The sequence below is a fragment of the Capnocytophaga sp. oral taxon 324 str. F0483 genome (genome assembly GCF_000318315.2).
GTDB lineage: Bacteria > Bacteroidota > Bacteroidia > Flavobacteriales > Flavobacteriaceae > Capnocytophaga > Capnocytophaga ochracea.
The window spans coordinates 23,596-49,298 of the sequence record NZ_KB291521.1 but is presented as its reverse complement, the minus strand read 5'-3'; the positions used below and the strand labels follow the sequence as shown (position 1 = coordinate 49,298).

16 protein-coding genes and 4 tRNA genes are annotated in these 25,703 nt (G+C 37.7%); 12 read left to right on the top strand and 8 right to left on the bottom strand.

What is annotated here, in order from left to right; translation table 11 throughout:
- Nucleotides 1-298: 298 nt before the first annotated feature.
- The 10 genes from HMPREF9072_RS05760 (at nucleotide 299) to HMPREF9072_RS05715 (ending at nucleotide 16,167) form a co-directional block, all read left to right on the top strand.
- The gene (locus HMPREF9072_RS05760) at nucleotides 299-1,114 is read left to right on the top strand and encodes an endonuclease I family protein (RefSeq protein WP_009750468.1); all 816 of its coding nucleotides are present in this window, start codon (nucleotides 299-301) and stop codon (nucleotides 1,112-1,114) included.
- A 5-nt stretch (nucleotides 1,115-1,119) separates the two neighbouring features.
- Nucleotides 1,120-3,021, top strand: a complete 1,902-nt coding sequence (locus HMPREF9072_RS05755) for an ATP-dependent DNA helicase RecQ (RefSeq protein WP_009750467.1) — start codon at nucleotides 1,120-1,122, stop codon at nucleotides 3,019-3,021.
- A 41-nt stretch (nucleotides 3,022-3,062) separates the two neighbouring features.
- Nucleotides 3,063-6,392, top strand: coding sequence for a transcription-repair coupling factor (gene mfd / locus HMPREF9072_RS05750; RefSeq protein ID WP_009750466.1), 3,330 nt, complete (start codon nucleotides 3,063-3,065; stop codon nucleotides 6,390-6,392).
- A gap of 66 nt (nucleotides 6,393-6,458) precedes the next feature.
- A complete protein-coding gene (gene uvrA, locus HMPREF9072_RS05745) occupies nucleotides 6,459-9,296 on the top strand; it encodes an excinuclease ABC subunit UvrA (protein ID WP_009750465.1) in 2,838 nt (945 codons plus the stop codon).
- A 269-nt stretch (nucleotides 9,297-9,565) separates the two neighbouring features.
- Nucleotides 9,566-12,451, top strand: coding sequence for a TonB-dependent receptor plug domain-containing protein (locus HMPREF9072_RS05740; RefSeq protein ID WP_034566240.1), 2,886 nt, complete (start codon nucleotides 9,566-9,568; stop codon nucleotides 12,449-12,451).
- A gap of 12 nt (nucleotides 12,452-12,463) precedes the next feature.
- Entirely contained in the window at nucleotides 12,464-13,597 is a 1,134-nt protein-coding gene (locus HMPREF9072_RS05735; RefSeq protein ID WP_009750463.1) for a DUF1735 and LamG domain-containing protein, read from the top strand.
- Nucleotides 13,598-13,744: 147 nt separating this feature from the next.
- Nucleotides 13,745-13,828 (top strand) — tRNA-Ser (locus HMPREF9072_RS05730).
- 29 nt (nucleotides 13,829-13,857) lie between these two features.
- Nucleotides 13,858-13,932 (top strand) — tRNA-Pro (locus HMPREF9072_RS05725).
- Between the two features lie 67 nt (nucleotides 13,933-13,999).
- Nucleotides 14,000-14,073: transfer RNA gene (locus tag HMPREF9072_RS05720), tRNA-Arg, on the top strand.
- 555 nt (nucleotides 14,074-14,628) lie between these two features.
- The gene (locus HMPREF9072_RS05715) at nucleotides 14,629-16,167 is read left to right on the top strand and encodes a YifB family Mg chelatase-like AAA ATPase (protein ID WP_034566225.1); all 1,539 of its coding nucleotides are present in this window, start codon (nucleotides 14,629-14,631) and stop codon (nucleotides 16,165-16,167) included.
- Nucleotides 16,168-16,219: 52 nt separating this feature from the next.
- Here the strand turns inward: HMPREF9072_RS05715 and HMPREF9072_RS05710 are convergent, their stop codons facing one another.
- From HMPREF9072_RS05710 to HMPREF9072_RS05695, 5 genes are all read right to left on the bottom strand, one after another.
- Nucleotides 16,220-18,262: a M3 family metallopeptidase gene (locus HMPREF9072_RS05710; RefSeq protein WP_009750461.1), complete on the bottom strand. Its 2,043-nt coding sequence runs from the start codon at nucleotides 18,260-18,262 to the stop codon at nucleotides 16,220-16,222.
- Between the two features lie 88 nt (nucleotides 18,263-18,350).
- Entirely contained in the window at nucleotides 18,351-21,110 is a 2,760-nt protein-coding gene (locus HMPREF9072_RS05705; RefSeq protein WP_009750460.1) for a sodium-translocating pyrophosphatase, read from the bottom strand.
- A gap of 296 nt (nucleotides 21,111-21,406) precedes the next feature.
- Entirely contained in the window at nucleotides 21,407-21,685 is a 279-nt protein-coding gene (locus HMPREF9072_RS05700) for a hypothetical protein (RefSeq protein WP_009750458.1), read from the bottom strand.
- Between the two features lie 49 nt (nucleotides 21,686-21,734).
- A complete protein-coding gene (locus HMPREF9072_RS12640) occupies nucleotides 21,735-21,884 on the bottom strand; it encodes a colicin immunity domain-containing protein (protein ID WP_009750457.1) in 150 nt (49 codons plus the stop codon).
- 144 nt (nucleotides 21,885-22,028) lie between these two features.
- Nucleotides 22,029-22,406: a hypothetical protein gene (locus tag HMPREF9072_RS05695; protein WP_009750455.1), complete on the bottom strand. Its 378-nt coding sequence runs from the start codon at nucleotides 22,404-22,406 to the stop codon at nucleotides 22,029-22,031.
- 506 nt (nucleotides 22,407-22,912) lie between these two features.
- Here HMPREF9072_RS05695 and HMPREF9072_RS12275 point away from each other — a divergent pair.
- Nucleotides 22,913-23,071: a hypothetical protein gene (locus HMPREF9072_RS12275; protein WP_009750453.1), complete on the top strand. Its 159-nt coding sequence runs from the start codon at nucleotides 22,913-22,915 to the stop codon at nucleotides 23,069-23,071.
- A gap of 160 nt (nucleotides 23,072-23,231) precedes the next feature.
- Here HMPREF9072_RS12275 and HMPREF9072_RS05685 read toward each other — a convergent pair whose 3' ends face one another.
- The 3 genes from HMPREF9072_RS05685 to HMPREF9072_RS05675 form a co-directional block, all read right to left on the bottom strand.
- Entirely contained in the window at nucleotides 23,232-23,528 is a 297-nt protein-coding gene (locus HMPREF9072_RS05685; protein ID WP_009750452.1) for a hypothetical protein, read from the bottom strand.
- Nucleotides 23,529-23,874: 346 nt separating this feature from the next.
- Nucleotides 23,875-24,216, bottom strand: coding sequence for a colicin transporter (locus HMPREF9072_RS05680; protein ID WP_002671873.1), 342 nt, complete (start codon nucleotides 24,214-24,216; stop codon nucleotides 23,875-23,877).
- A 359-nt stretch (nucleotides 24,217-24,575) separates the two neighbouring features.
- A tRNA-Met gene (locus HMPREF9072_RS05675) sits at nucleotides 24,576-24,649 on the bottom strand.
- Nucleotides 24,650-24,742: 93 nt separating this feature from the next.
- Between HMPREF9072_RS05675 and HMPREF9072_RS05670 the strand changes: the two genes are divergently transcribed.
- Nucleotides 24,743-25,477, top strand: a complete 735-nt coding sequence (locus tag HMPREF9072_RS05670; RefSeq protein WP_034566238.1) for a biotin--[acetyl-CoA-carboxylase] ligase — start codon at nucleotides 24,743-24,745, stop codon at nucleotides 25,475-25,477.
- The last annotated feature ends 226 nt before the right edge of the window (nucleotides 25,478-25,703 follow it).

Sequence of the window (25,703 nt, the reverse complement as noted above, 5' to 3'; positions counted from 1 at the left end):
GTAGAGCCACTGTAGAGCCACTGTAGACCCACTCTTCCTTCGCCTGTTGTTCGTTTATCTTATAAGCCTTCTTAATTTAACCATTCACCATTAACCATTAATCAATATTTGCTTATTTAATAATTACTTCGTACCTTTGCACTATCATTTAATGAAAATAAGAAATAAAGAAGTATAATGCAACAGTCTGTTTTCAGTACTGATATTACACATCAAGATGAGAATGTACTATTGAAAAACGTTACTAATGCTAAAGTTAGCTTTTTCGTGTAAGCAAATAACTAAAAATTAAATACATATGAAAAGAATTTATGTTTTATTATTCGTAATGCTCTTGTTAGCTTGCAAAAATGATGACCAAGCACAACCTCTCCCTGTTGTACCTCCTGCTCCTAACCCTCCTACCACCACTACTCCCACTACTGAGGAGCCCATCCCTCCTGTAAAGATTACAGTACCCGAGGAGTTAAAAACTTACTATAAAGGGTTTGATTTCACTAAAACGGGGACAGCTTTGTATGATGATTTAGCAGTTCTTACTATTAGTAAGCATAAAAATCAATTAGGCTATGGTGAGCGCCATAAATATCTTTATAAAGCCGATGCAAGCCTTAAAAATCCCCAAAATGTTGTACTGGTTTATACAGGAGAAGAACGTTTCTGGAAAGAGTACGAAGGTAATAAAGGATATAGTCCCACTACTTTTAATACAGAGCATATCTACCCTCAGTCTAAAATAGAAAATAATGCCAAAGGAGACTTACATCACCTAAGGGTATGTGATAAGAGTGTCAATTCTCGCAGAGGAAACTATCCATTTACTGAAGGAAAGGGCAATGCTAAACTTAGTAATAAAACGTGGTATCCTGGTGATGAATGGAAAGGCGATGTAGCGCGAATGGTATTGTATTTAAACTTACGCTATCACGAACCTTTAAATAATGAAATTAGTACCGGAGGTGTTGAAATGTTCCTAAAATGGAATGACGAAGACCCTGTTTCTGACTTTGAACGTCAGCGTAACAATGTGATTGAAAAGGCACAAGGTAACCGTAATCCGTTTATTGATTTTCCTCAATTGGTGCGTCCAGCATACAAAGGTTATAAGCAGTAGTATTTATGGAGAATGAACCTCTGTACATACTCAAAAAGTATTGGGGGTACGATGGTTTTCGCAACTCTCAAGAAGCTGTTATCAACTCGGTATTATCCGGAAAAGATACCTTAGCCTTATTGCCTACGGGTGGAGGAAAGTCTATTACTTTTCAAGTGCCTGCTATGATGAAAGAAGGCATCTGTATAGTTGTTTCTCCCTTAGTAGCCCTAATGACAGACCAAGTAGAGGCGCTTAAAAATAGAGAAATACGTGCACTATCGTTATCGGGAGGTCTCCCCTACTCTGAGTTGGAACGCTTGCTAAACAATGCTCTCTATGGGCAATACAAATTCTTATACCTGTCCCCTGAACGTCTGCAACAGGAATTGGTGCGCTCTTATCTCAAAGCAATGTCTATTAACTTAATAGTGATAGACGAAGCACATTGTGTATCACATTGGGGTAAAGATTTTCGTCCTGCTTATTTACAGTGTAAATGGCTGAAAGAAGAATTTCCTAACGTCCCATTATTGGCGCTCACAGCTTCGGCAACGCGTCAAGTACAGCAAGATATCTTACATCATTTAGGTATAGAAAATGCTACTGTTATCAGTACTTCTTTAGCACGCCCTAATATTGCTTACAAAGTGTATAAGGTTTCCGATAAATGGCACGAGTTACTACAACTGTTAAGAAAGACCGAAGGAAGTGCTATCGTATACTTGCGCAGCAGAAATGGTTGCATACAATTGGCTGAACTATTGCAGAATCACGGTATCTCAGCAGCCTATTTTCACGGAGGTCTTCCTGCCGAAGAAAAGAATCAAAAGCTCAGTATGTGGTTGCTCAACGATGTGCGTGTAATGGTAGCTACCAATGCTTTCGGAATGGGGATAGACAAACCTGATGTGCGTTTCGTAATTCATTGGGATATACCTCAAACCTTAGAGGACTATTTTCAAGAGGCTGGACGCGCAGGTCGCGATGGTAATCCAGCCGAAGCTATCCTATTTTATGGTAAAATCGACGTTGAGAATGCTAATAAACTGCTAAAAGATTACTTGGTAGACATTCCTTTTCTCAAGCTACTTTATGCGAAACTTAATGCTTATTTTCAAATAGCAATAGGTGAAGGACAAGAAGGGGTTTTTAGTTTCTTCTTCCCCGATTTCTGGAAGCGTTATCAGCTATCGCCTATAAAGTCCTATAATGGTTTGCAGGTGTTAGACCGAATGTCTATTATTTCACTCAGCCAGCAATTTTACAAGAAGGTTACTTTGCATATTACAGCACCTGCCCCTCAGCTTATTACTTATTTACAAACGCATCGTTATCTAAAAAATCTTGTTATCTATCTCATAAGGTCTTACCCTCTTATCTACAGTCAGCCTATAGCTTTGGAGATGGAAAAAATCACTGAACTCACAGAGCTCGACTATCGTGATATCATCAAGAATTTAGAACATTTGCACAACGATGGAATGGCTATCTTAAAAAACGAAGCTTCTGATATTCAAATTGTCTTTAATGTGCCTCGTGATGATGATCGCACTATCAATAGTATTTCTAAAAACTTAAAAGAGTACAATCACACCAAGCTAAGCTTGCAAGAAGCAGTATTCCGCTATCTTCAAAATGAGGATACTTGTCGCAACATTCAGCTCTTAGAATACTTCGGTGAAAAATCCGAAAAGCCTTGTGGAGTATGTTCAAATTGTATTGCCAAACTACCTCCTTCTAAAGTTGATAAAAAAGAGGTTAAAAAAGCGGTTTGGAGTTTATTGAAGTCTAAACCTATAACCCCCAATGAGCTCCTTATCGCATTGCCGTTCCCTGAAAAAGATATCAATAAGGTTTTGGAAGAACTTTTGTATATGCAAAAAATAGCTTATAACAACTGTAATGAATTAGTTGTTAATTCCTAATTTATGCGTACCTTTGCACTTTGTAATCATAATCCCTATTTGTGAAAGAGTTATTACAATTATTTGCAGAAAATAGTACTTATAAAAGTTTATTAACTGAAATTAAAGCACATCATAATACCGTTGCCAATGGTTTGGCAGGGGCTTCTCTGTCCTTACTCATAGCTAATGTTTATACTAATACCAAGCGTCCGCTATTGGTGCTCTTGCCCGACAAAGAAGAAAGTGCCTATTTGTTAAACGACTTAGAGACCTTAGTAGGCGAACAAGTACTCTTCTTTCCTGATAGCTATCGCCGCCCGTATCAAATTGAAGATACCGATAATGCCAACGTGTTACTGCGTGCTGAAGTGCTTAATCGGCTGAGCAATAGTGGGCAACCTCTGATAGTAGTTTCCTACCCCGAAGCGCTCTTCGAGAAAGTTATCACTCGTAAGCAATTGGAGCAAAATACCTTAAAGATTAGCAAAGGAGACCAACTAACCATTGAACTCTTGAACGAAGTGCTTTTCTCCTATAATTTCAATCGTACTGATTTTGTAACCGAACCTGGCGAGTTTTCAGTACGCGGGGGGATTGTTGATGTTTTTTCTTTCTCAAATAACGAACCTTACCGCATTGAATTCTTTGGCAATGAAGTAGAAAGTATTCGCACCTTCGATGTCGAAACACAGCTCTCAACAACACAGCTTTCTAAGATTACCATTATCCCTAACGTCGAAAACAAAGAAGGTAATGAGGTACGTCAGTCATTTTTAGAGTATATCAGCGAACAGACTCTTTTAATATCTAAGGAAACATCTACTTTTGGAGCAAAAATCGACAAACTCTTCACTAAAGCTACTGACATTTACGAAAAGCTCCCTAATGAAGTAAAACACAGTACTCCCGATGTGCTATATTGTCAATCAGAAGATTTATTAAACCAAATGGGGAGATTTCAGCAAATAAATATAAATCTTCCCTCATCTTTCTCCAAAGGTGAAAAAGAGATTGTTTTCCGCACTACACCACAGCCCTCATTCAACAAGCAATTCGAACTTCTTATCAGTTATTTAAACGATAAACATACTGAGGGATACCAAAACTATATCCTCTGTGGTAGTGAGCAACAAGCCAAACGCTTCCACGATATCTTTGAGGAGATGGAACAAAAAGTGCATTACCAAACACTACTGTTTTCTCTACACGCGGGCTTTATAGATAATGAGCACAAGCTGAATATCTTTACTGACCATCAAATATTTGAGCGTTACTACAAATTCCAGCTGAAGAACGGATATGCTAAAAAGCAAGCGATTACGCTCAAAGAGTTAATGCAATTAGAAGTAGGCGACTATGTAACCCATATCGACCACGGTATTGGTAAGTTTGCTGGATTACAGAAGATAGAGGTTGAAGGCAAGCAACAAGAGGCAATCAAACTGATTTACGGCGACCGCGATGTCCTATTTGTAAGCATTCACGCCCTACATAAAATCACTAAATATAACGGTAAGGACGGCAAGCCACCCAAGATATACAAATTAGGTTCTGGAGCCTGGAAGGCACTCAAGCAGAAGACAAAAACAAGAGTGAAGGAAATAGCCTTCAACTTGATTCAGTTGTATGCTAAACGTAAAGAATCTAAAGGGTATGCATACTCTCACGACAGCTATATGCAGAACGAACTGGAAGCCTCTTTCCTATATGAAGATACACCCGACCAAAGCAAAGCTACTGCCGAGGTAAAAGCTGATATGGAGAGCCCAAAACCTATGGACAGGTTGGTGTGTGGCGATGTTGGGTTTGGAAAAACCGAAGTAGCTATTCGTGCTGCCTTCAAAGCGGTAGACAACGGCAAGCAGGTAGCGGTATTGGTTCCTACTACGGTACTCGCTTTTCAGCACTTTCAAACCTTTAGTCAGCGTATGAAAGACTTCCCTGTGCGCATCGATTATCTTAACCGATTCCGCACAGCTAAGGAAAAGAAAACTATCTTAGAAGAACTGGCAAATGGTCAATTAGATATCATCATCGGAACTCATCAAATAGTAGGCGAAAAAGTAGCTTATAAAGATTTAGGTCTACTGATAGTAGACGAAGAGCAAAAGTTTGGTGTAGGCGTAAAGGATAAGCTCAAAACTCTCAAAGAAAACCTCGATGTGCTCACCCTCACTGCTACACCTATCCCTCGAACCTTACAGTTCAGCTTAATGGCAGCCCGCGACCTATCAGTAATCAATACACCACCCCCTAACCGCTACCCTATCGATTCTCAAGTAGTACCTTTCAGCGAAGAGATAATACGCGATGGTATTCGTTATGAAATTCAGCGAGGCGGACAAGTGTTCTTTATGCACAACCGTGTAGAGAATATTCAGGAAGTAGCAGGTATGATTCAACGCCTATTACCCGATGCGCGTATAGCCATTGGTCACGGACAAATGGACGGAAAAAAATTAGAAGAAACAATGTTAGCCTTTATGGATGGTGCTTACGATGTATTAGTAGCTACTACTATCATTGAAAATGGTTTAGATGTACCCAATGCTAATACCATCTTTATCAATAATGCACATAATTTTGGCTTATCCGATTTACACCAAATGCGTGGACGTGTAGGTAGAAGTAATAAAAAAGCATTTTGTTACTTCATCACCCCTCCGTTGGTAGCGATGAGTGATGATGCCCGCAAGCGTATTGAAGCTATAGCTCAGTTCTCCGATTTAGGAAGCGGGTTAAATATTGCTATGAAGGATTTGGAAATTCGTGGAGCTGGTGACCTCTTAGGCGGGGAACAAAGTGGATTTATCAATGAGTTAGGCTTCGAAACTTATCAGAAAATATTGCAAGAAGCTATAGTAGAGCTCAAAGAAAATGAGTTCTCAGAACTATATCACACTTCCGAAGAAGATAAAACTTACCTCACCGATACTCAAATAGACACCGATTTTGAACTCCTCTTTCCCGATACCTATGTCAATAGAGTGGCAGAACGACTCAATCTTTATAACGAGCTGAGTAATTTACCTAATGAGGAAGCTTTGCAACAATACCAACGCAATCTTACCGACCGTTTTGGTAAACTTCCTCCCCAAGCTATCGACTTGCTCAACAGTGTCCGAGTGAAATGGTTGGCTACCCGTATGGGAATTGAAAAGCTCGTGATGAAAAACGGTAAGATGACAGGCTATTTTATCTCCGACCAAAACAGTCCATTTTACCAAAGTGAACGTTTTCAAAAGGTGCTACTCTTTGTACAACGTTACCCTAACAAGTGTCGTATGCAAGAGAAAGAAACCCGTAACGGGTTGCGTTTGCTCCTTATTTTTGAAGGAATCAATACTGTGTATCAAGCCTTAAAAGTAATGCAGTTATTAGATGCATAGAAAGATTAGTATCGTCTAATTATTTAATCATAGGCTACTTATGGTAGCCTCTATAACAGTCACTAAATGAAAAAGAAAACGAATAATGTAGCTCCCACTGATGTACTTGAAGTTCAAGGTGCACGGGTGCATAACCTCAAAAATATAGACCTTTCCATTCCCCGCGAAAAACTTGTAGTCTTCACTGGGCTTTCTGGTAGTGGCAAGTCCTCATTGGCTTTTGATACTATTTATGCCGAAGGACAACGCCGTTATATCGAGACTTTTTCGGCTTATGCTCGCCAGTTTCTCGGGGGATTAGAGCGCCCCGATATAGATAAAATCGACGGACTCTCACCTGTGATTGCTATCGAACAGAAAACTACCTCCAAATCACCGCGCTCTACAGTGGGTACTATCACCGAAATCTACGACTTCTTGCGCCTGCTTTTTGCCCGTGCTTCCGATGCTTATAGCTATGCTACAGGCGAAAAGATGGTAAGTTATACCGATAGCCAAATTCAGGAACTCATTACCAAAGAATACAAAGGCAAACGCATTAACCTATTAGCGCCCGTGGTTCAATCGAGAAAAGGACATTATCGCGAGCTTTTTGAGCAGATTGCCAAACAAGGCTTTGTAAAAGTGCGTACCGATGGCGAAATTCGTGATATCGAAAAAGGTATGAAGCTCGACCGTTACAAAACACACGATATTGAAATCGTGATCGACCGTATGCAAATAGATGATACTGACGACACCCAAAAACGCCTACAAGAAAGTATCAAAATTGCAATGAACTACGGCGACGATGTACTAATGGTTTTAGAACACGACCAAAAAAAAGCTCACTATTTCAGCAGACACTTGATGTGTCCTTCTTCGGGCATTTCATATCCTCTTCCTGAACCTAATACTTTCTCGTTTAACTCTCCCAAAGGAATGTGTCCGCACTGCAATGGGTTGGGTGAAGTGCAAGAAATCAACCTCTCCAAAATTATCCCTGATTCTTCTATCTCTATCAAGAACGGAGGGATTACAGCAGTAGGAGAGCAAAAGAACACTTGGATATTCAAACAATTAGAGCTAATTGTACAAAAGTTCGGTCATAAACTCTCCGACCCTATTGAGACACTTCCTAAAGAAGCGATGGATATTATTCTCTATGGTGGTAAAGATAAATACGCTATCAAATCGGATGTATTAGGTATTACGCGCAATTTTGAAATTGATTTCGAAGGCATCATCAACTTCATCAAAAGTCAGTACGAAAATGCCGATATGGTAGCTATCAAGCGCTGGGCTGAAGAGTTTATGGATACCATTCCTTGTGAGGAATGTCACGGCACTCGCTTGCGCAAAGAGGCGCTTTACTTTAAAATAGCTGATAAAAATATAGCTGAACTATCTGCCTTAGATATTACAGATTTATTGGCGTGGTTCAAATCTCTACCTGAGCATCTCTCTACCAAACAGCGCAAAATATCTGAAGAAATCATCAAAGAAATCACCACCCGACTCCAATTTCTCATAGATGTAGGGCTTACTTATTTAGCTCTTAACCGAAGTTCTAAATCGTTATCCGGAGGAGAAGCTCAGCGTATCAGACTGGCAACGCAGATAGGTTCTCAACTCACAGGGGTACTCTATATACTCGATGAACCTAGCATTGGTTTGCATCAGCGAGATAACAAAAGGCTTATCAACTCGCTGAAATCGCTCAGAGATATTGGCAACTCAGTAATTGTGGTAGAACACGATGAAGAAATGATACAAGAAGCCGATTATGTAGTAGATATAGGACCTAAAGCGGGCATAAATGGAGGAAATATTATCTTTCAAGGAACGCCTAAAGAGTTACTAAAAGCAAATACTATCACTGCCGACTATATGAGTGGGAGAAAGAAGATTGAAATACCTACCCAAAGGCGCAAAGGCAACGGCAAAGAAATTATCCTAAAAGGCTGTACGGGCAATAACTTGAAGAACGTAACCGTAAAGTTCCCTTTAGGGGTAATGATAGGGGTAACAGGTGTATCGGGAAGTGGAAAATCAACGCTTATTAACGAGACACTGTATCCTATCTTGAATGCTCATTTCTTCAATGGCGTAAAAAAACCGATGCCTTATAAAAGCATTGAGGGCTTAGAACATATTGATAAAGTAATCGATATCGACCAATCACCTATTGGGCGTACACCACGTTCAAATCCTGCTACCTACACAGGTGTTTTCAGTGAGATACGCAACCTCTTCACCCAAGTACCCGAAGCGCAAATACGTGGCTACAAACCAGGTAGATTTAGTTTCAACGTGAAAGGCGGTAGATGTGAAACTTGCGAAGGTTCTGGCTTAAAAGTGATTGAGATGAACTTCCTACCCGATGTCTATGTGCCTTGCGAGACCTGTAAAGGCAAACGCTTTAACCGCGAGACGCTTGAAGTGCGATACAAAGGGAAATCTATTGCCGATGTGCTGGATATGACCATAAGTGAGGCAGTAAAATTCTTTGAACCTATCCCTAAAATATACCGCAAACTAAAAACTATTGAAGAGGTAGGTTTAGGCTACATCACTTTAGGGCAACAATCTACTACCCTTTCAGGAGGAGAAGCCCAACGGGTGAAGTTAGCTACAGAGCTTTCTAAAATAGACACGGGCAATACTTTTTATATATTAGATGAACCCACCACAGGGCTACATTTTGACGATGTGAAGGTACTCCTCGAAGTACTCGATCGTTTAGTTGATAAAGGCAATACTGTTTTAGTGATAGAGCACAACCTCGATGTTATCAGAAAAGTAGATTATATCATAGATATAGGACACGATGGGGGTAAAGCAGGTGGCGAAGTAATAGCTTTTGGTACTCCTGAAGAAGTGGCTAAAAACAAGAAGAGTTTCACTGCCGAGTATCTGAGATGATTAAAATTTGAAATCAAGATATAAAATTAGGGATAGGCCTTTTGGAGGATCAACTTTTTTCACAAGTAATTGTCTTAATACGATTCTTATAAGGCAAAATGTTTTCTATGCTAATAACTTAGTTTTCTTACTCTCTTACTTTCTTTGTTCTATCCCTGAAAATCGTATTTAGTAATAAAACTTATATTTAAAAAATGTATAAAAATTTTGTATAAGTGAATAAAAATTGTACCTTTGCGGAGTATATTGTTATTGTAATGTATTTAACTATGAAAAGAAATATGCAATGGTTCGTATGTTTGCTACTGCTATGGGCAGGAGGACTACAAGCACAAATAAAAACAATTACTGGAGTAGTGAAAGATAAAGAGGATGGATATCCTCTTATGGGAGCTTTAGTAGTGGTGAAAAATGCACATTCCAATAAAGTAACTAAAGAAATAGCTACTGATTTGGATGGTAAGTTTGAAATTAAAGCTAAAATGGGCGACATTATTGAATTTAGCTTTCTAGGGTATCTAACTCAACGGAGAAAAGTAGAAGGGAAAAATAGAACTATCCATTTTAGTGTACCTCTGGAGCAGAAGAGAATTGCATTTTGTGATTTTAATGGTCATACATTTGTTAAAAAAAGAACTGCACTTGATATTTTAAAAAAAGGAGAAGCCTTGTCTTATGGTGATGCTACTTATAACAACTTTACAGAAGTCAAGCAAGCGAATTTTGTGAATAGCCTTGATGGTAGATTTGCAGGCTTGCATATCCAGCGCAGTGCTACGGGTATAGGTGGGGCTACTAAAGCTACTATGCGCGGAGCTCGTTCGCTTTTTGGCGATAATAATGTGCTCTATGTGGTGGACGGAATGCCTATAGCTAACCAAGCTGAAAGAGGTATTAGAGGCGATGGTAGAGATACCAGTGAAGGTATTTCCGACCTTAATCCTGAGGATATTGAAGAAGTAGTTGTATTACAAGGAGCGCAAGCAACAGCACTCTATGGAGCTTCAGCTGCCAATGGTGTGGTACTCATTCGCACTAAAAAAGCTGAAAGTAACCAACTTAAAATTAACCTTTCTTCTTCAATAGAGTTTGTAAATAAACTCACAAAACCTAAGTTTCAAGAAACATATGGCAATGAGTTAGGGCAATTTACTTCACTGTCCACTCGTGCTCTGCCTAAGGGTACTTCTTTTAATATAAATGATTTTTATAAAACTGGGCACGTGTACCAAAATGCAGTAAGCATTTCAGGAGGTATAGATTTTAAAGGAGGTAAGAATAAAACTTACGCCTCGCTAGCTTCTTTACAATCAGGTGGTATAGTGCCCAACAGCGTATATAACCGTTATAATGCTTATTTGCACAATACTACTTCTCTGTTAAATGATGCTTTACAAATAGACCTTTCGGGGAATTATATCCGTCAGTATGAACGCAACCAGGTAGCCTCTGGTATCGCTTTCAATCCTATAGTGGGCTTGTACTTATACCCAAGAGGGGAACAATTTGGTCAAGAACGTTATTTTGAACGTTATGATGCTATCGCAGGTTATGCTAAGCAATATTGGATTGCAGGTTCAGGTACGCCCGATACACCGGCTAACTTAGGTAAAAATGTCCAAAATCCTTATTGGATAGCGTACAGAAATTTACGTCCTACTACTAAAGACCGCTATATGTTTTCAGGCAAAGTAAGCTATAAAATTATAGGAGATTTAGACGTAGTAGCACGCTTCCATATAGATAATACAGCCTCTATAATGGACGATAAGCGTTATGCTTCTACGCTTCTAGCTTATGCAGGCGTTAATGGTTATTATGCTCATTGGAAAGAGACTTTCAAACAACAATATGCCGATGTGCTCTTACATTACAATAAAAATCTATCGAATGACTTCAGTTTAGATGCTCATTTAGGAGCTTCGTATGAAGGGTACAATACTCAAGTAGAAGGTTACAAAGGTAATCTGCATAACGTAAATAATTTTACTCAAAGCAATATCACAACTCCTACAGCTATAACCCACCCATTGTGGGGAAAACGGAGTAACACAGCCTTCTTTGCAATGGCTGAAATAGGTTGGCAATCTAAGATTTATCTCACTCTCACAGGTCGTGCTGATAAACCGTCCGATTATCCTTCTACAAGTAAAAATATGGTCTTCAGTCCATCAGTAGGTGTTTCAGCTTTGTTACATCAATTTATAGGTATAGATAAAGATATATTAAGTTATGCAAAATTGCGTGGAGGCTATAGTCAAGCAGCAGCTCCTATGAGTTATGCGGGCTTAGGAGTAGCTGAAACGTCTCGCGCTTGGTTAGGTGATGCGTATAGTTTGCCTAACTACCCTACTGATTTACACTTAGAACGTACTACTTCTTATGAAGTAGGATTAGATACCCAATGGTTTAACAATCTTTCTTTTAACACTACTTTCTATCATACTCGTACTAATAATCAATTAGTACCTATTGTATGGCAACAAGCAGGTGAAGTGCAAAATCAAGGAGTAGAAGTTGCTTTAAGGTATACTTATCCTGATACTTCTAAAGGGGTAAATTGGGAAACTCAGCTTGTTGCTTCTACTAATAAGAACAAGATTGTGAGTTTACCTCACGAGATAGCCAACGGTATGTATACCTTACGTGAAGGTGGTGAAATAGGTGATATATACGATGCAAATGGCAACAAATTAGGCTCTACCAATCCCGATTGGCTATTAGGCTGGCAAGGAAAGATTAGCTATAAGAATTTCGATTTGAATTTCTTGTTTAAAGCGCGTTTGGGAGGAATAGTTTTTTCAGAAACAGAACGTTATTTCGATCGCTATGGGGTGTCTAAAGCCTCCGCCGATAACCGAGCTAACTATGCTACTTTCATAGCTAATAGAACGGCTTCTGATTATCAATATTCGGCTACCAATATTCGTCTACAAGAAGCTGCCCTTACCTATCATTTTAGAGAAGGATTCATTGTAAAAGGCTTAAAAGACCTCAGTGTGTCATTAGTAGGTCATAACCTGCTAATGCTCTATAACAAAGCTCCTTTTGACCCCGAAATAGTGCCTTCTGTAGGTACTTATGGCAGTGGATACGACAAATTTATGTTGCCTTCCATAAGAAGCTATGGACTTAATGTGAAAATGCAATTCTAAAATTCTACAAAGATGAAAAAGATATTTTTAATACTTGGCTTACTAAGTGTAATAGCTTGTCAAGACGAAACTACCGACAAAACGCCTCAAGCTCCCAATGTATATCAGGGAGTATTTCTCGATGGTAATAATACCGTTGAGGTATACGTACAAGAATACCAAGATAACAAGATTCAAAACTTAAAGGTGAAACTGATAAGAGCTGCAGGTAAGATAGTATCAGCTCAACTTATCACAGGTGATGCTCAAACCTTAACCGACTATAATGCACAATATGGTACGGATTACAAACTCTTACCTACTGATAAATATAGTATTGATGAAAATGCTATCTTCAATACTTATGAAACAGAAACTCCTATTGATATTACCATTAGTGAACTAACGTTTCCTAACAACGAAGTGTATGCGCTACCCATACAAATAAGAGGTAGAAATAATATTGAAGCTATTGCAGGACAAGACCGTTTGCTTTTAGTAGTCCATAAAGAAACAAGAACAAAGGTATTGAGTATGGCAACTACAAAAGCTACTACGGGAGAAGTTGTATCTAATAACGAGCTTCCTCAATGGACTTTTGAAGCTACAATTAATTGCTCAAATCTTATAGGAAGCAACCCAATAGTAGGAGTAACATCTAATACTCATCAAGTTGAGATAGGCTTTACAAACAATCAATTAGACGTAAAAGCTTCGGGTATTTCAATATTAATACCTGCTGAGGTATTTAAGGCACAAACTAATAAATGGTATCCTATTGCAGTAACCTGTGACGGCAATACCCTGCGTGTATATGTAGAAGGAAAAGAGGTAGGTTCTAAAACAGCAAATACTAATAGTAGAATTTATGTAAAAGATTTATGGTTTGCGGGAGCTAATGAGCTTCTCAGAGAAGTGCGTTTGTGGAAACGAGCCCTAACCCAAAAAGAAATACAAATACAGTTGTGGAGTACTCTTAAACCCACAAATGATTTACTGCTTTATTATCCTCTCAATGGTAAAAAATATAATAAAACTTCTAATACCATTACAGATGATGAAACAAAACTATGGGATTGGTCCCCCACAGGCACCTCAATGGAACTTCCCTCAGGAGCAACTTTTAATAACGGTACAGGTTATGGTATTGTTTTTCCTCCTAGATAGACGGATATAAAGAAGATTTTACTATTTTTAAGTATTTGATAATTATTAGATTGATAAAAAATGTACAAAAAAGTTTCTAAAATATTTGTGCAGAATAAAAAGTTGTTATACATTTGCAACCGCAAAAGCAAAGGAGCTTTCAAAATTGGAGAGGTGCCGGAGTGGTAACGGAGCAGATTGCTAATCTGTCGGCGGGTAACCGTCGCCTGGGTTCGAGTCCCAGTCTCTCCGCATCTAATACAAATTGTTAGATATAATTTCGGGGCGTAGCGTAGTCCGGTCATCGCGCCTGGTTTGGGACCAGGAGGTCGCAGGTTCGAATCCTGCCGCCCCGACAAAATAAGATATTTCATAAATGTTTCCTTTTGTGTGGCATTTTTGAAATATTTTTTTTGGAATAGAGGTCACGTAGCTCAGCTGGATAGAGCATCTGCCTTCTAAGCAGACGGTCACAGGTTCGAATCCTGTCGTGATCACGAGAATTTGTTTCATTTTGTATTAAAATTTATGTTCGGAATAACGCAGGATTTACGTCCTGCGTTATTTTGTTTATATACTTACTTAACGTCAGCTCGAAACAACAAAATACTATTTTTCAATCTCCTTTGCGTTGCTACAATTTTTATCTAAGAAATCTTCCTTCATCTCTTCTTTGCTTTTATTTCGTTTTATTACTCTAAAATCACCCCTAATTCTTCACTCTTAACTATTCATTTTTAGTCACTTACATAGTCTTTGTATACCAATCTTCCAAGATTCGTATAAGCTTCCTATAAGCTCTCTATAAGCTAACCATAAGATTCCTTCAACCAAAAAGTATCTTTCTTTGTTATTTATAATTTCGTTTTCTTATCTTTGGTAAAAGTTCTAATCTACCTTGTAATTCCTTGCCGTGCTACGGCTTCCTGTAGTGCAAGAGCTATACTCTCACTTATCTCGAACTTTTGTTAACTATATTGCAGATTATTTTTTGAAATAAAATTGCTCATTTACAAAGAATGTTTTACCTTTGTACAAAATTAACCACAGAAATGTTAGTAAAAATTTACGGAAGTGCTGTATTTGGTGTAGAAGCCAGCACAATTACTATTGAAGTAAATATCGATAAAGGTATTGGCTATCATTTGGTTGGATTACCCGATATAGCTATTAAAGAAAGTAATTATCGTATAGCAGCTGCTCTGCAAAACAATGGATATAAAATTCCAGGTAAAAAGATAACCATCAATATGGCTCCTGCCGATATGCGTAAGGAAGGTTCTGCCTATGATTTAAGTTTTGCAATTGGTATTTTAGCAGCTAACGGGCAAATACAAAGTGAAGAATTAGAAAAATATATCATTATGGGTGAACTGTCCTTAGATGGCGGTTTGCAACCCATTAAGGGGGCGCTACCTATTGCTATTCAAGCACGCAAAGAAGGATTCAAAGGATTTATTCTTCCTAAGCAGAATGCTAGAGAAGCTGCTATAGTAGATAATTTGGACGTTTATGGTGTAGAAAATATAAAAGAAGTCATAGATTTTTTTAATGGAGAAAAAGAATTACAACCTATCGAAATAGATACACGCAAAGAGTTTTACAGAGATTTAGAATCTCCTGAATTTGACTTTGCAGATGTAAAAGGTCAAGAAACTGTAAAACGTTGTATGGAAATAGCTGCTGCTGGTGGACATAATGTTATTTTAATAGGCCCTCCTGGTTCAGGAAAAACAATGCTCGCTAAGCGTTTACCTAGCATTCTTCCTCCGATGACACTTCACGAAGCTCTTGAAACTACTAAAATACACAGTGTAGTAGGACGCATTAAGGACACAGGCTTAATGAGCCATCGCCCTTTCCGTAGTCCTCATCACACTATTTCTGACGTAGCTCTCGTAGGAGGAGGTACTTACCCTCAACCAGGTGAAATATCTCTCGCACATAATGGAGTACTTTTTCTTGATGAGTTACCAGAGTTCAAAAGAGCTGTTCTCGAGGTAATGCGACAACCTTTAGAAGATAGAGAAGTTACTATTTCTAGAGCAAAGTTTTCAGTTACTTATCCCGCTTCATTTATGTTAGTAGCAAGTATGAATCCAAGTCCGAGCGGGTATTTTAACGACCCCGATGCTCCTGTTACTTCTACACCTGCTGAAATGCAACGCTATTTAAGTAAAATTTCAGGGCCTCTATTAGATAGAATAGATATTCATATAGAAGTAAATCCTGTACCCTTTGAAAAACTTTCAGATGATAGAAAAGGTGAATGTAGTCGTGATATCCGTAAACGGGTGATAGATGCTCGAAATATCCAAACTGAACGTTTTAAAGAATATGAACATATTCACTATAACGCTCAAATGAATACTAAACAAATACAGAAATTTTGTAAAGTAAATACGGATTCTTTAACCCTACTAAAAGATGCTATGACGCGTCTCAATCTTTCTGCACGTGCCTATGACCGTATTTTAAAAGTAGCGCGTACAATAGCCGATTTAGAAAAGTCAGAAGAAGTACAACCTCATCATATAGGCGAAGCTATTCAATATCGTAGTTTAGACCGTGAAGGTTGGTTTGGAGGATAAAAGTAGATATTATAAAAAACAAAAAAGCAGGTTACAATAACCTGCTTTTTTGTTACTTCAACCCACGTGCTTTGAGTAGTGGTTCAATAGCAGGAGCTTTCCCTCTGAAGGCTAAATACATCTTTTCGTAGTCCATTGTATTTCCTTTGGAGAGTATCAAATCTCTGAAACGTTGTCCATTAGCACGAGTGAGTCCGCCGTTTTCTTCAAACCATTGGTAGGCATCGTGGCAAAGCATTTCTGTCCATTGGTAAGAGTAATAGCCTGCTCCATAGCCTCCGCCAAAAATATGTGCAAAGTAAGACGAACGGTATCTTAGGGGCACTTCTTTCACCCATAAACCTGTTCTTTCAAGGGCTTTCTTCTCAAAATCACTTACATTATTGATGATAGTATCCGAAGGAATAGTATGCCATTGCAAGTCTAAATTGGCAGCAGCCAAAACTTCAGTAAAGGCATAGCCTTCGTTGAAGGTACTTGCTTTTTTTATCTTATCAATAAGCGCTTGCGGAATAGGTTGTTTAGTCTCGTAATGTACTGCATAGTTTTTAAGTACCTCAGGATACAAAGCCCAATGCTCATTGAATTGTGAAGGAAACTCCACAAAATCGCGTGCTACTGCTGTTCCTGATAAACTTGCATACTGTTGGTTAGCAAAGAAACCGTGCAATGCGTGACCAAACTCGTGGAAGAGCGTAGTAAGCTCGTCATAAGTAAGTAAAGCAGGTTTACCTTCGGCAGGTTTCACATAATTACACACATTGTAAATAACAGGTTTAGTACCCAATAACTTCGATTGGTTTACAAAGTTGCTCATCCACGCGCCACCGAGTTTGCTTTCACGAGCAAAGAAATCGCCATAGAAAAGTCCTAATGGAGTACCATCTTCTTCAAAAAGCTCATACACTAATACATCGGGGTGATATATGGGTATATCTTTGCGTTCTTTAAAGGTAATGCCATAAAGTTTGGTAGCTGCATAGAATACACCATTTTCAAGAGCATTTTTCAATTCAAAATAAGATTTGATTTCATTCTCATCGAGGTCGTATTTAGCTTTGCGTACTTGTTCGGCATAGAAATTCCAATCGTAAGGCTCTAAAGTAAAATTACCTCCCATTTTAGTGATTTGTGCTTGTATTTCTTTAGCTTCTGCTTTGGCTTTACCTACTGAAGCAGGTACTAAATCTTTAAAGAATTGAGCAATAGCAGCAGGTGTTTTTGCCATAGTGCGTTGCAAACTCCATTGAGCATAGTTTTTAAAGCCTAAGAGTTCAGCTTTTTTAGCACGTAGTAAGGCTATGCGTTTTAAAATATCATTAGTGTTATGGGCTCCACCATCGGTGCGATTCCAGCTTGCTTCAAACAATTGTTTACGAGCGTTGCGGTCGGCTAATTCACTAAGGAGCGGTTGCTGGGTAGTATTCACAATCGCTACTTTCTGACCATTGATAGTTTGAGCGGCTGCCAACGAGCCTTCTAAAAGCGTTTGGTTGAAATCAGTTTCTAAAGAAGCTAACTCACTATTGTACTTTTTAAGAGTTTCTTTATCAGTAGCCAATAGGTTAGCACCTGCTACTACAAAATCTTCGTAGTAATTTTCTAACAATTTAAGCGATTCAGCATCTAATTTCAAGCTCTCACGTTTATCGTATAAGGCTTTGATGCGTGCAAAGAGTTTTTCGTTCAGATGAATGCCATCGGCGTGCTCAGCAAACTTAGGTGATAGTTCTTTTTGCAATACTTTTAAGGTATCATTAGTATTTGCCTCAGTTAAGGCATTGAATACCGCTGAAGCGCGCTCTAATTCTACCCCACTTTTTTCTAAAGCGATAATCGTATTCTCAAAAGTAGGAGTTTCGTTGTTATTAGCGATAGCGGCAATACGTTCGTTTTGCAAAGCCATTCCTTTGAGCAGGGCGGGGCGGTAATGCTCGTCTTTAATTTTTGAGAAGTCGGGAGCACCATAAGGTAAAATGCTTTCTACCAATAGCGGATTGTTATCTGTATTCTCTGTCATTTTTGAAGTCTTTGAGTCGTTGCAGCCTACAAAAGCAGTGAGCAATATAGCTGCTGAAAATAAAGGTAATTTCATAGTTTTTAGGTGATTATAAAAAGGGGTGTTCGAGGAAGAAGTTCCTCAAACACCCCTTTTGAGGTTATATAGTAACTAAAATATTTTGTTATTTAGCAGTCAAACGTATGTCGATACGTCTGTTTTTAGCTTTGCACTCAGGAGTATCGTTAGCAGGACAAAGAGGGTGTTCTGCACCATAACCTTGAGCGCTCAATTGAGCTTTGTTAGCACCCAATGCTACCAATTTGTTTAACACTGAATTAGCACGTCTTTCTGAAAGTTTTTTGTTACCTTCAACACTACCCGTATTATCAGTATAACCTCCTAAACGAATAGTAGCTTTAGGATAAGCTTTCAAAATAGCTACAATGTTCTTTAATTGTTGTTCAGAACCTTCAGTAAGTTCATCGCTACCTGTTTTGAAGTAAGTTCTATCCAAAGTAATCCAGTTATCTTTGAACTGTTCTGGAGTAGTAAGGTTTTTATCTTCTATCAATTTCACGAGGTGTGCTTCAGATGAGTTCTTTCCTACTTCTAACATTGTATTGTCAAAAAGGCTCAATTGGAATAAATCACCTACATTGTACTCAAAGTTACCATCGGCGTTGAGTTTACCTTCTTCAATAACAATTAATTCTTCCATAGGCATCACTCCCTCACCTTCCCCTTGACGGATTTGAGCTTCTACAGGAGTTCCTGTAGCATCAGCAGTATGTCCGCCCAAGATAGGAGCAATTACCAAACCTACCAAGCAAGTGAGTTTGATAAGAATATTCATTGAAGGACCTGAAGTATCTTTGAATGGGTCACCTACAGTATCACCAGTAACGGCAGCTTTGTGAGCGTCAGAACCTTTGTAAGTCATTTGTCCGTTGATTTCAACACCTGCTTCAAATGATTTTTTAGCATTGTCCCAAGCACCACCAGCGTTGTTTTGGAAGATAGCCCATACAACTCCTGATACAGCTACACCAGCCATATAAGCACCAAGAGCTTCAGCACCCATCACAAAACCGATAATAATAGGAGTGATGATAGTAATTGCACCAGGTAACATCATTTCGCGCAAAGCAGCTTTGGTAGAAATATCTACACATCTGCCGTACTCTGGAGTACCTTTACCTTCCATAATACCAGGGATTTCTCGGAATTGGCGACGTACTTCGTTCACCATATCCATAGCAGCTTTCCCTACTGATTGCATAGCCAAGGCTGAGAAAATTACTGGAATCATACCTCCGATAAACAAGGCAGCTAATACGTTTGCTTTGAAAATATTGATACCAGAAATGCCTGTAAAGGTCACATAAGCAGCGAACAAGGCTAAGGCGGTAAGAGCTGCTGAAGCAATCGCAAAGCCTTTACCTACAGCAGCGGTAGTATTACCTACTGAGTCTAAAATATCAGTACGTTGGCGTACTTCTTTTGGCAATTCACTCATTTCGGCTACACCACCAGCGTTATCGGCAATAGGACCAAAAGCATCAATAGCCAATTGCATAGCAGTAGTTGCCATCATTGCTGATGCTGCAATTGCTACACCATAGAAGCCAGCTAAAGAGTAAGAACCCCAAATAGCTACAGCAAAAAGCAATACAGAACCAAAGGTAGATTTCATACCAGTTGCCAAACCTGCAATAATGTTAGTAGCAGCTCCAGTAGATGAATTGCGTACGATATTCAATACCGGTTTTTTACCCAAAGCGGTAAAGTGTTCAGTAATAGCTGAAATGAGCAAGCCTACTGCCAAACCTACGATAGTTGCGTAAAATACATTGATACTTGCAATTTCTTTCATTCCTTCACCAAAGAAACTCATTTGGATAGTTTCTGGTAACATATATTTAATAAGGAAGAAGCAAGCTACTAAAGTAAGACCTAAAGCTACATAGTTACCTGTATTTAGTGAACTTTGTACTTGTTTTTCTTTAGCGTCGTTGTTTTTAATGCCTATACAGAAAGTACCGATGATAGAAGCAATGATACCTACACCGGCAATTACTAACGGCAATAAAATAGGACCTAAACCACCAAAGGCATCAGTAAATGTACCACCATTTGCGATTGCCATATCTTTAATCACATAGTTACCCAATACCATTGAAGCGAGTACAGTAGCCACATACGAACCGAACAAGTCAGCACCCATACCAGCTACGTCACCTACGTTATCACCTACGTTGTCGGCAATAGTAGCAGGGTTACGAGGGTCATCTTCTGGGATACCAGCTTCTACTTTTCCTACGAGGTCAGCCCCTACGTCGGCAGCTTTGGTGTAAATACCACCACCCACACGAGCAAAGAGTGCGATAGACTCAGCACCGAGTGAGAAACCTGCTAAGGCTTCGAGTACAAGAGTCATTTCGTCGTAGAAAGGTTTGCCTCCTCCTACAAAAGTGTTTACAAAGAGGATGAAGAATAAACTCAAGCCTAATACTGCCAAACCTGCCACTCCTAATCCCATTACAGTACCACCTCCAAAGGATACTCTCAAAGCTTTTGGCAAGCTAGTGCGAGCCGCTTCGGTAGTGCGTACATTAGCATTGGTAGCAATACGCATCCCGATATTTCCCGCTAAGGCAGAGAAGAAAGCTCCACACACAAAAGCTACTACAATAAGCCAGTGAGAAGTTTCTACCATACGAGAAACGATAAATAAAGCAATAGAAGCAATAATCACAAAGAGTGCCAAAATACGGTACTCAGCATTGAGGAATGCCATAGCACCCTCTTTGATGCTTTTAGAAATACTTTGCATTCGGTCGTTGCCTGTGGTTTGTTTGTTCACCCACAGCGCTTTTGTAATCATAAAGATAAGCCCAAAAATTGCAAGGGCTAACGGTAGATATAACATCATTTTTTCCATACAAATATTAGTAATTAGTTAAAATTAGGGCGTAAAAGTACGAAAGATAATTGTAATGAAGAAATAAAATGTTAAAAAAATATTAGAAACAGTAATTGATATCGGCTTTAAATACTTTTATCCCAAATTAAGTGTTTTAATTATTTTTACCTTTGCTTTTATGGGGTCACCTTTGATAATTCCCTTATTGATACACTCTTGTAACCCAAACTTTCTTTGCAGTAAATCCTGAATGACAATAATGATACTCGACAATATTTCTTCCGCTGTCTCTTTTACCACGGCTCGGTATAAATTTATTTTAAAAACGCACCGTAAATAAGAATACCGCCGATAACGGTAAAGAAAATACCGCCAATAAAGCCTATTATGCGAGCATTACCACGACCTAAATAACGACTTATCTGTCCCATTCCCCAATTGTTTTGATAATGCTTATCGGCAGCATACAGCCAATCCCAATCTCTCACGGCGCCTACAATGAGGCAAACGCCAAAAACAAAAATAACAACTGCTACTATCTTTCCGAAAATAGTAGGATTATTTTTCACCCATTTTTCAGTACTCTCGTCCATAGTTTATTTCCTTCATTTAAAATTTAATTTTCTTGCTCGTAGGTGGATATCAAATAATTTTTTTTAATTCATAAAAAGTATTCTGATATTTTTTCTTGTTCTGTTTAAACATCTCAAGAAAAGACTGTTCAAATTCTTTTGCGTCAATAGTATTGTCAGTAAACTTTGTAATTAGCTCAATATATTTATCTACTCCCATTTATCCTCTTCCTAAATTACTAAATGTTGTTACGTGCACTTGTTCTTTTTTATTTTTATTTAACCTTGTATCCATAATGTCTCCTTTCAATGTTTTTATGATGTTTTCTACCTGTATCATAATCGTTACCTGTCTCGAGGTTGTTTATTCGGCAGCGCAAAGCTCATCCAGCTTTGCGATCAATATTTTATCCATCCATTTACAGATAATGGTATAAGCAGTATCTATTTTTTCTTCATTCGCTATATCAAGATACACTCCCTTGTTCCATAATGAATGATATAAAACTTGGCTATCGGCATCGGGGCTTGGATCATAGGGACGACGATTGATAATGTAGCATACATCTACATCAATTTTTTCATTTGTGTTCCCACTAAATGAAAAAAAGGCAATCATATAGGTGAATTTTTTGCTGTGCATTGTCAATGTTCTGTCAGACTTTTTATATTTAAAACCTAAAGTCCTATATTTTTCTTCCAGTTTATAGCCAAGTATTTGTACCGCCTCTTTAAATTTCATAAAAATTTTCCTTAATTTTTCTCTGATACATTAAACTTGTTCTGAAACTGAAGTTTCAGAACAGGTTACCTTGAAATGCGATGTTCTAAATCGTGCTATTTGCACGATTTAAAACTCGTCAACGTTCGATAACTCCGTTGTCGAACAGGTCTATTATTTAATTTATCAAAATATTTCTCCAACATAATTTGTATAAATTTTATTTTATTTAGTATTATATCTTTATACATTTTTTAGCTATAATGATTAGCTGTTTAATAGTGCTATTAATCCATATTTATCTAATAATAACGCTTTTAATTTCCTCTTCAGTATCAAGGTTACCCTCCGAACTTCAATTCTACCCCTCCAGACTTCAATTTTGCTTCTCCGGACTTCAATTTTACTTCTCCAGACTTCAATTTTACTCCTCCGAACCTCAATTTTACTCCTTCAGACTTCAATTTTACTCTTTCGGACTTCAATTTTACTCCTCCGGACTTCAATTTTACTCTTCCGGACCTCAAATGCACCGCAACGGAGCATTACAAGACCGCAACGGAGCACTACAAGACTGTAACGGAGCACTACAAGACTGTAACGGAGCACTACAAGACTGCAACGGAGCATTACAGGACTGCAACGAAGCATTGCAAGACTGCAACGGAGGGCTTCTGAAGTGGTAATTTGGTGTAAAATTATCCTATGGAGGACTAAAGAACACCTACGAAGGGCTAAAAGAAAACAAATATTTTATATTTGAACTCTATCTTTTTGGCCGTCGGGGCAATTACACTCTTTAAACTTCCGTTGTCGTTCCACTCGTAGCTGTAGTAATAGAGGACATTATTTCTTTTCTAATACATCTATTAATTTTAACTTCCAATCCGTGTTCCATTCATTTTCAATTGCTTTTGAGTAATTCTTTATACGATAATAATCATCAACGTCTTTATGGTAAATAAAGCAATTATCGACACAGTTAATTATCCATTTTAAAATCCCAATTTCCTTGACATCTAATTTATTGAATAAAGCATAATTGATAAGTTCCTTTAATTTATCAGTATCAAAATACTGCTCTTCAAACAATTTATAACAAAAAGTATCTTCTATATCATCATTTTTATTCTTTATAATCATTTTTATTCTTTATAATCAGATTATTGTCCTTGATATTCTGTTCCATTTTTTTGCTTTTTTGTTTTTTTCACTTAAATTCCCATCAAGATTTATTACTGCTTTTGATTTATTACTACTATTAAACTCCTCATAATAGTCTTTGTGAAAATTATCCAAATAAAAATAGTCTCCTTTATTATACTTAATTCCTTCTCCTGACTATAATACCGCTTGTAGTTATACACCAGTGTCGTTTCAGTGCCAAGGTAGCTATATTTATTTATGCCACAAAGGTAAAGAATTATTTTTAACTCGCCAAAAAAAGTATAAAAATATATATTTTTTCATCTTATTCTAATAGTTTGTGTTAGGACAAATTTTCTTTATAAATAGTTACTATAAAAACATCGTAACTATCCATTTCCTCTTTTACAAACTCTTCTGCTAATCTATTATTATATTCTAAGGAAGGATTGGAATTACTTTTAGGGTTAAAACAGCTGTCCCAAATACAATCAATTCGAGCCTCAAAACCAGGATTATGCCAAATGCCTCCTTCTATTCTCCAAACATACATCTCTCTACGAGTACATTCTTTACAAACATCAATAGCAGCTGAAGAGGATAGTTTCATAACACTATTCCCGTCTAACTCAAAAAACAGTATAAAATTCTCATATCGCTTATTTCTATCAACTCTTGTATTCATATTATCTTATTAAGATTTATCAAGCCAATTTATTCGCTGTTAGCAGCAATCTAATTTGTATCATTTCCAAAAACTGAGGTAGTATTATTTCTTTCTAATCCATTGGAAGTTCTATTAAGCAGAATATCATTAAGAAAGTTAATCATCATACTCTTTCGTAACTACTTGAATGGCACGATTTTTGAGCCCGCCTCTATCGAGTGGTAACATCATTATTAGCATTGTAAATTCAGGGCTTAGTGTAGAGACTTTTGTTTTTCATAGCATTTTCGTTTCTTAATTTTCACTAAATTATTCAGACATAAAAAAACGAGTGATTTATGAATATAAACCACTCATTTTCTTTTGTTCAATTTTAGTAGCGAAGACGGGATTTGAACCCGTGACCTTTGGGTTATGAATCCAACGCTCTAACCACCTGAGCTACCTCGCCATCTATTTTGTTATGCCTTATTTTGACTTTGCGGGTGCAAATGTACTACATTTTTTTATACTACCAAATTTTTATAACTATTTTTTACTTTTTATGAACATCATTACCTTAAAAAGTATTGATTCTACTAATCAGTACTTAAAAAATTTAATACATATTCAGGATTCTCTTCCTAATTTTTTAGTGGTCTGGACACCTCAGCAAACTGCAGGTGTAGGACAATACGGAACAAAATGGACAAGTGAACCCTATCAGAATCTTACCTTTAGTGTTTTATTTCTTCCTGAGCATTTAGATTTAAAAGATGCTTTTTTGCTCAATATGCTTGTACCTATTGCAATAATGAAAGTATTAGAGAAATTAAACATTCCTAATATAAATATTAAATGGCCTAATGATATCCTTTCTCAACGTTACAAAATAGGCGGAATATTAATAGAAAATACTATTCAAAAAACTAAAATTGAGAAATGTGTAATCGGTATTGGGCTCAATCTTAACCAAACAAATTTCGATGGCTTACCTAAAGCCTCTTCTTTAAAAAATTTAACTGGTAAAGATTTTGAAATAGAACAAGTGATGAAACTAATCCTTTCTGAATTAGAATCAAACCTTTCTACACTTCCTCAACAGTCTTTCGAAAGCGTTTATACTATTTACCAGAAATATCTATTCCAACTAAATAGAGTATCCGTTTTCCGTTCTTGCCAAGAAAAGAACTTTTCAGGCATTATAAGAGGTATGGAACCTTCTGGAAAATTAATTGTAGAAACGGAACAAGGGACTATAAAGACTTTTTCTCTTAAAGAAATAACTTTATTATACTAAATTCTTTCTGCATCTAACGAATGAAATATATGAGAAGCATAATAACTTCTCCTGGTTTCAATTCCATCATACCTTAAGTAAGCCTTCCTCTTTGTCATCCTCTTCTCACCTATTTTTTGCTTTTCTTAAAATAATTTGTACCTTTGCCCCCGTAAATGAAAAACAAATCAGTTGCAAATTTACTAAAACAAGATAAGCGAAAATAGCTCAGTTGGTAGAGCGCAAC

Excerpts from the sequence above, each read along its gene's own strand:
- HMPREF9072_RS05760 (WP_009750468.1), top strand. The coding sequence starts at position 299 with ATGAAAAGAATTTATGTTTTATTATTCGTAATGCTCTTGTTAGCTTGC.
- HMPREF9072_RS05755 (WP_009750467.1), top strand. The coding sequence starts at position 1,120 with ATGGAGAATGAACCTCTGTACATACTCAAAAAGTATTGGGGGTACGAT.
- uvrA (WP_009750465.1), top strand. The coding sequence starts at position 6,459 with ATGAAAAAGAAAACGAATAATGTAGCTCCCACTGATGTACTTGAAGTT.
- HMPREF9072_RS05740 (WP_034566240.1), top strand. The coding sequence starts at position 9,566 with ATGAAAAGAAATATGCAATGGTTCGTATGTTTGCTACTGCTATGGGCA.
- HMPREF9072_RS05735 (WP_009750463.1), top strand. The coding sequence starts at position 12,464 with ATGAAAAAGATATTTTTAATACTTGGCTTACTAAGTGTAATAGCTTGT.
- HMPREF9072_RS05715 (WP_034566225.1), top strand. The coding sequence starts at position 14,629 with ATGTTAGTAAAAATTTACGGAAGTGCTGTATTTGGTGTAGAAGCCAGC.
- HMPREF9072_RS05710 (WP_009750461.1), bottom strand. The coding sequence starts at position 18,262 with ATGAAATTACCTTTATTTTCAGCAGCTATATTGCTCACTGCTTTTGTA.
- HMPREF9072_RS05705 (WP_009750460.1), bottom strand. The coding sequence starts at position 21,110 with ATGGAAAAAATGATGTTATATCTACCGTTAGCCCTTGCAATTTTTGGG.
- HMPREF9072_RS05700 (WP_009750458.1), bottom strand. The coding sequence starts at position 21,685 with ATGGACGAGAGTACTGAAAAATGGGTGAAAAATAATCCTACTATTTTC.
- HMPREF9072_RS12640 (WP_009750457.1), bottom strand. The coding sequence starts at position 21,884 with ATGGGAGTAGATAAATATATTGAGCTAATTACAAAGTTTACTGACAAT.
- HMPREF9072_RS05695 (WP_009750455.1), bottom strand. The coding sequence starts at position 22,406 with ATGAAATTTAAAGAGGCGGTACAAATACTTGGCTATAAACTGGAAGAA.
- HMPREF9072_RS12275 (WP_009750453.1), top strand. The coding sequence starts at position 22,913 with ATGCACCGCAACGGAGCATTACAAGACCGCAACGGAGCACTACAAGAC.
- HMPREF9072_RS05685 (WP_009750452.1), bottom strand. The coding sequence starts at position 23,528 with ATGATTATAAAGAATAAAAATGATGATATAGAAGATACTTTTTGTTAT.
- HMPREF9072_RS05680 (WP_002671873.1), bottom strand. The coding sequence starts at position 24,216 with ATGAATACAAGAGTTGATAGAAATAAGCGATATGAGAATTTTATACTG.
- HMPREF9072_RS05670 (WP_034566238.1), top strand. The coding sequence starts at position 24,743 with ATGAACATCATTACCTTAAAAAGTATTGATTCTACTAATCAGTACTTA.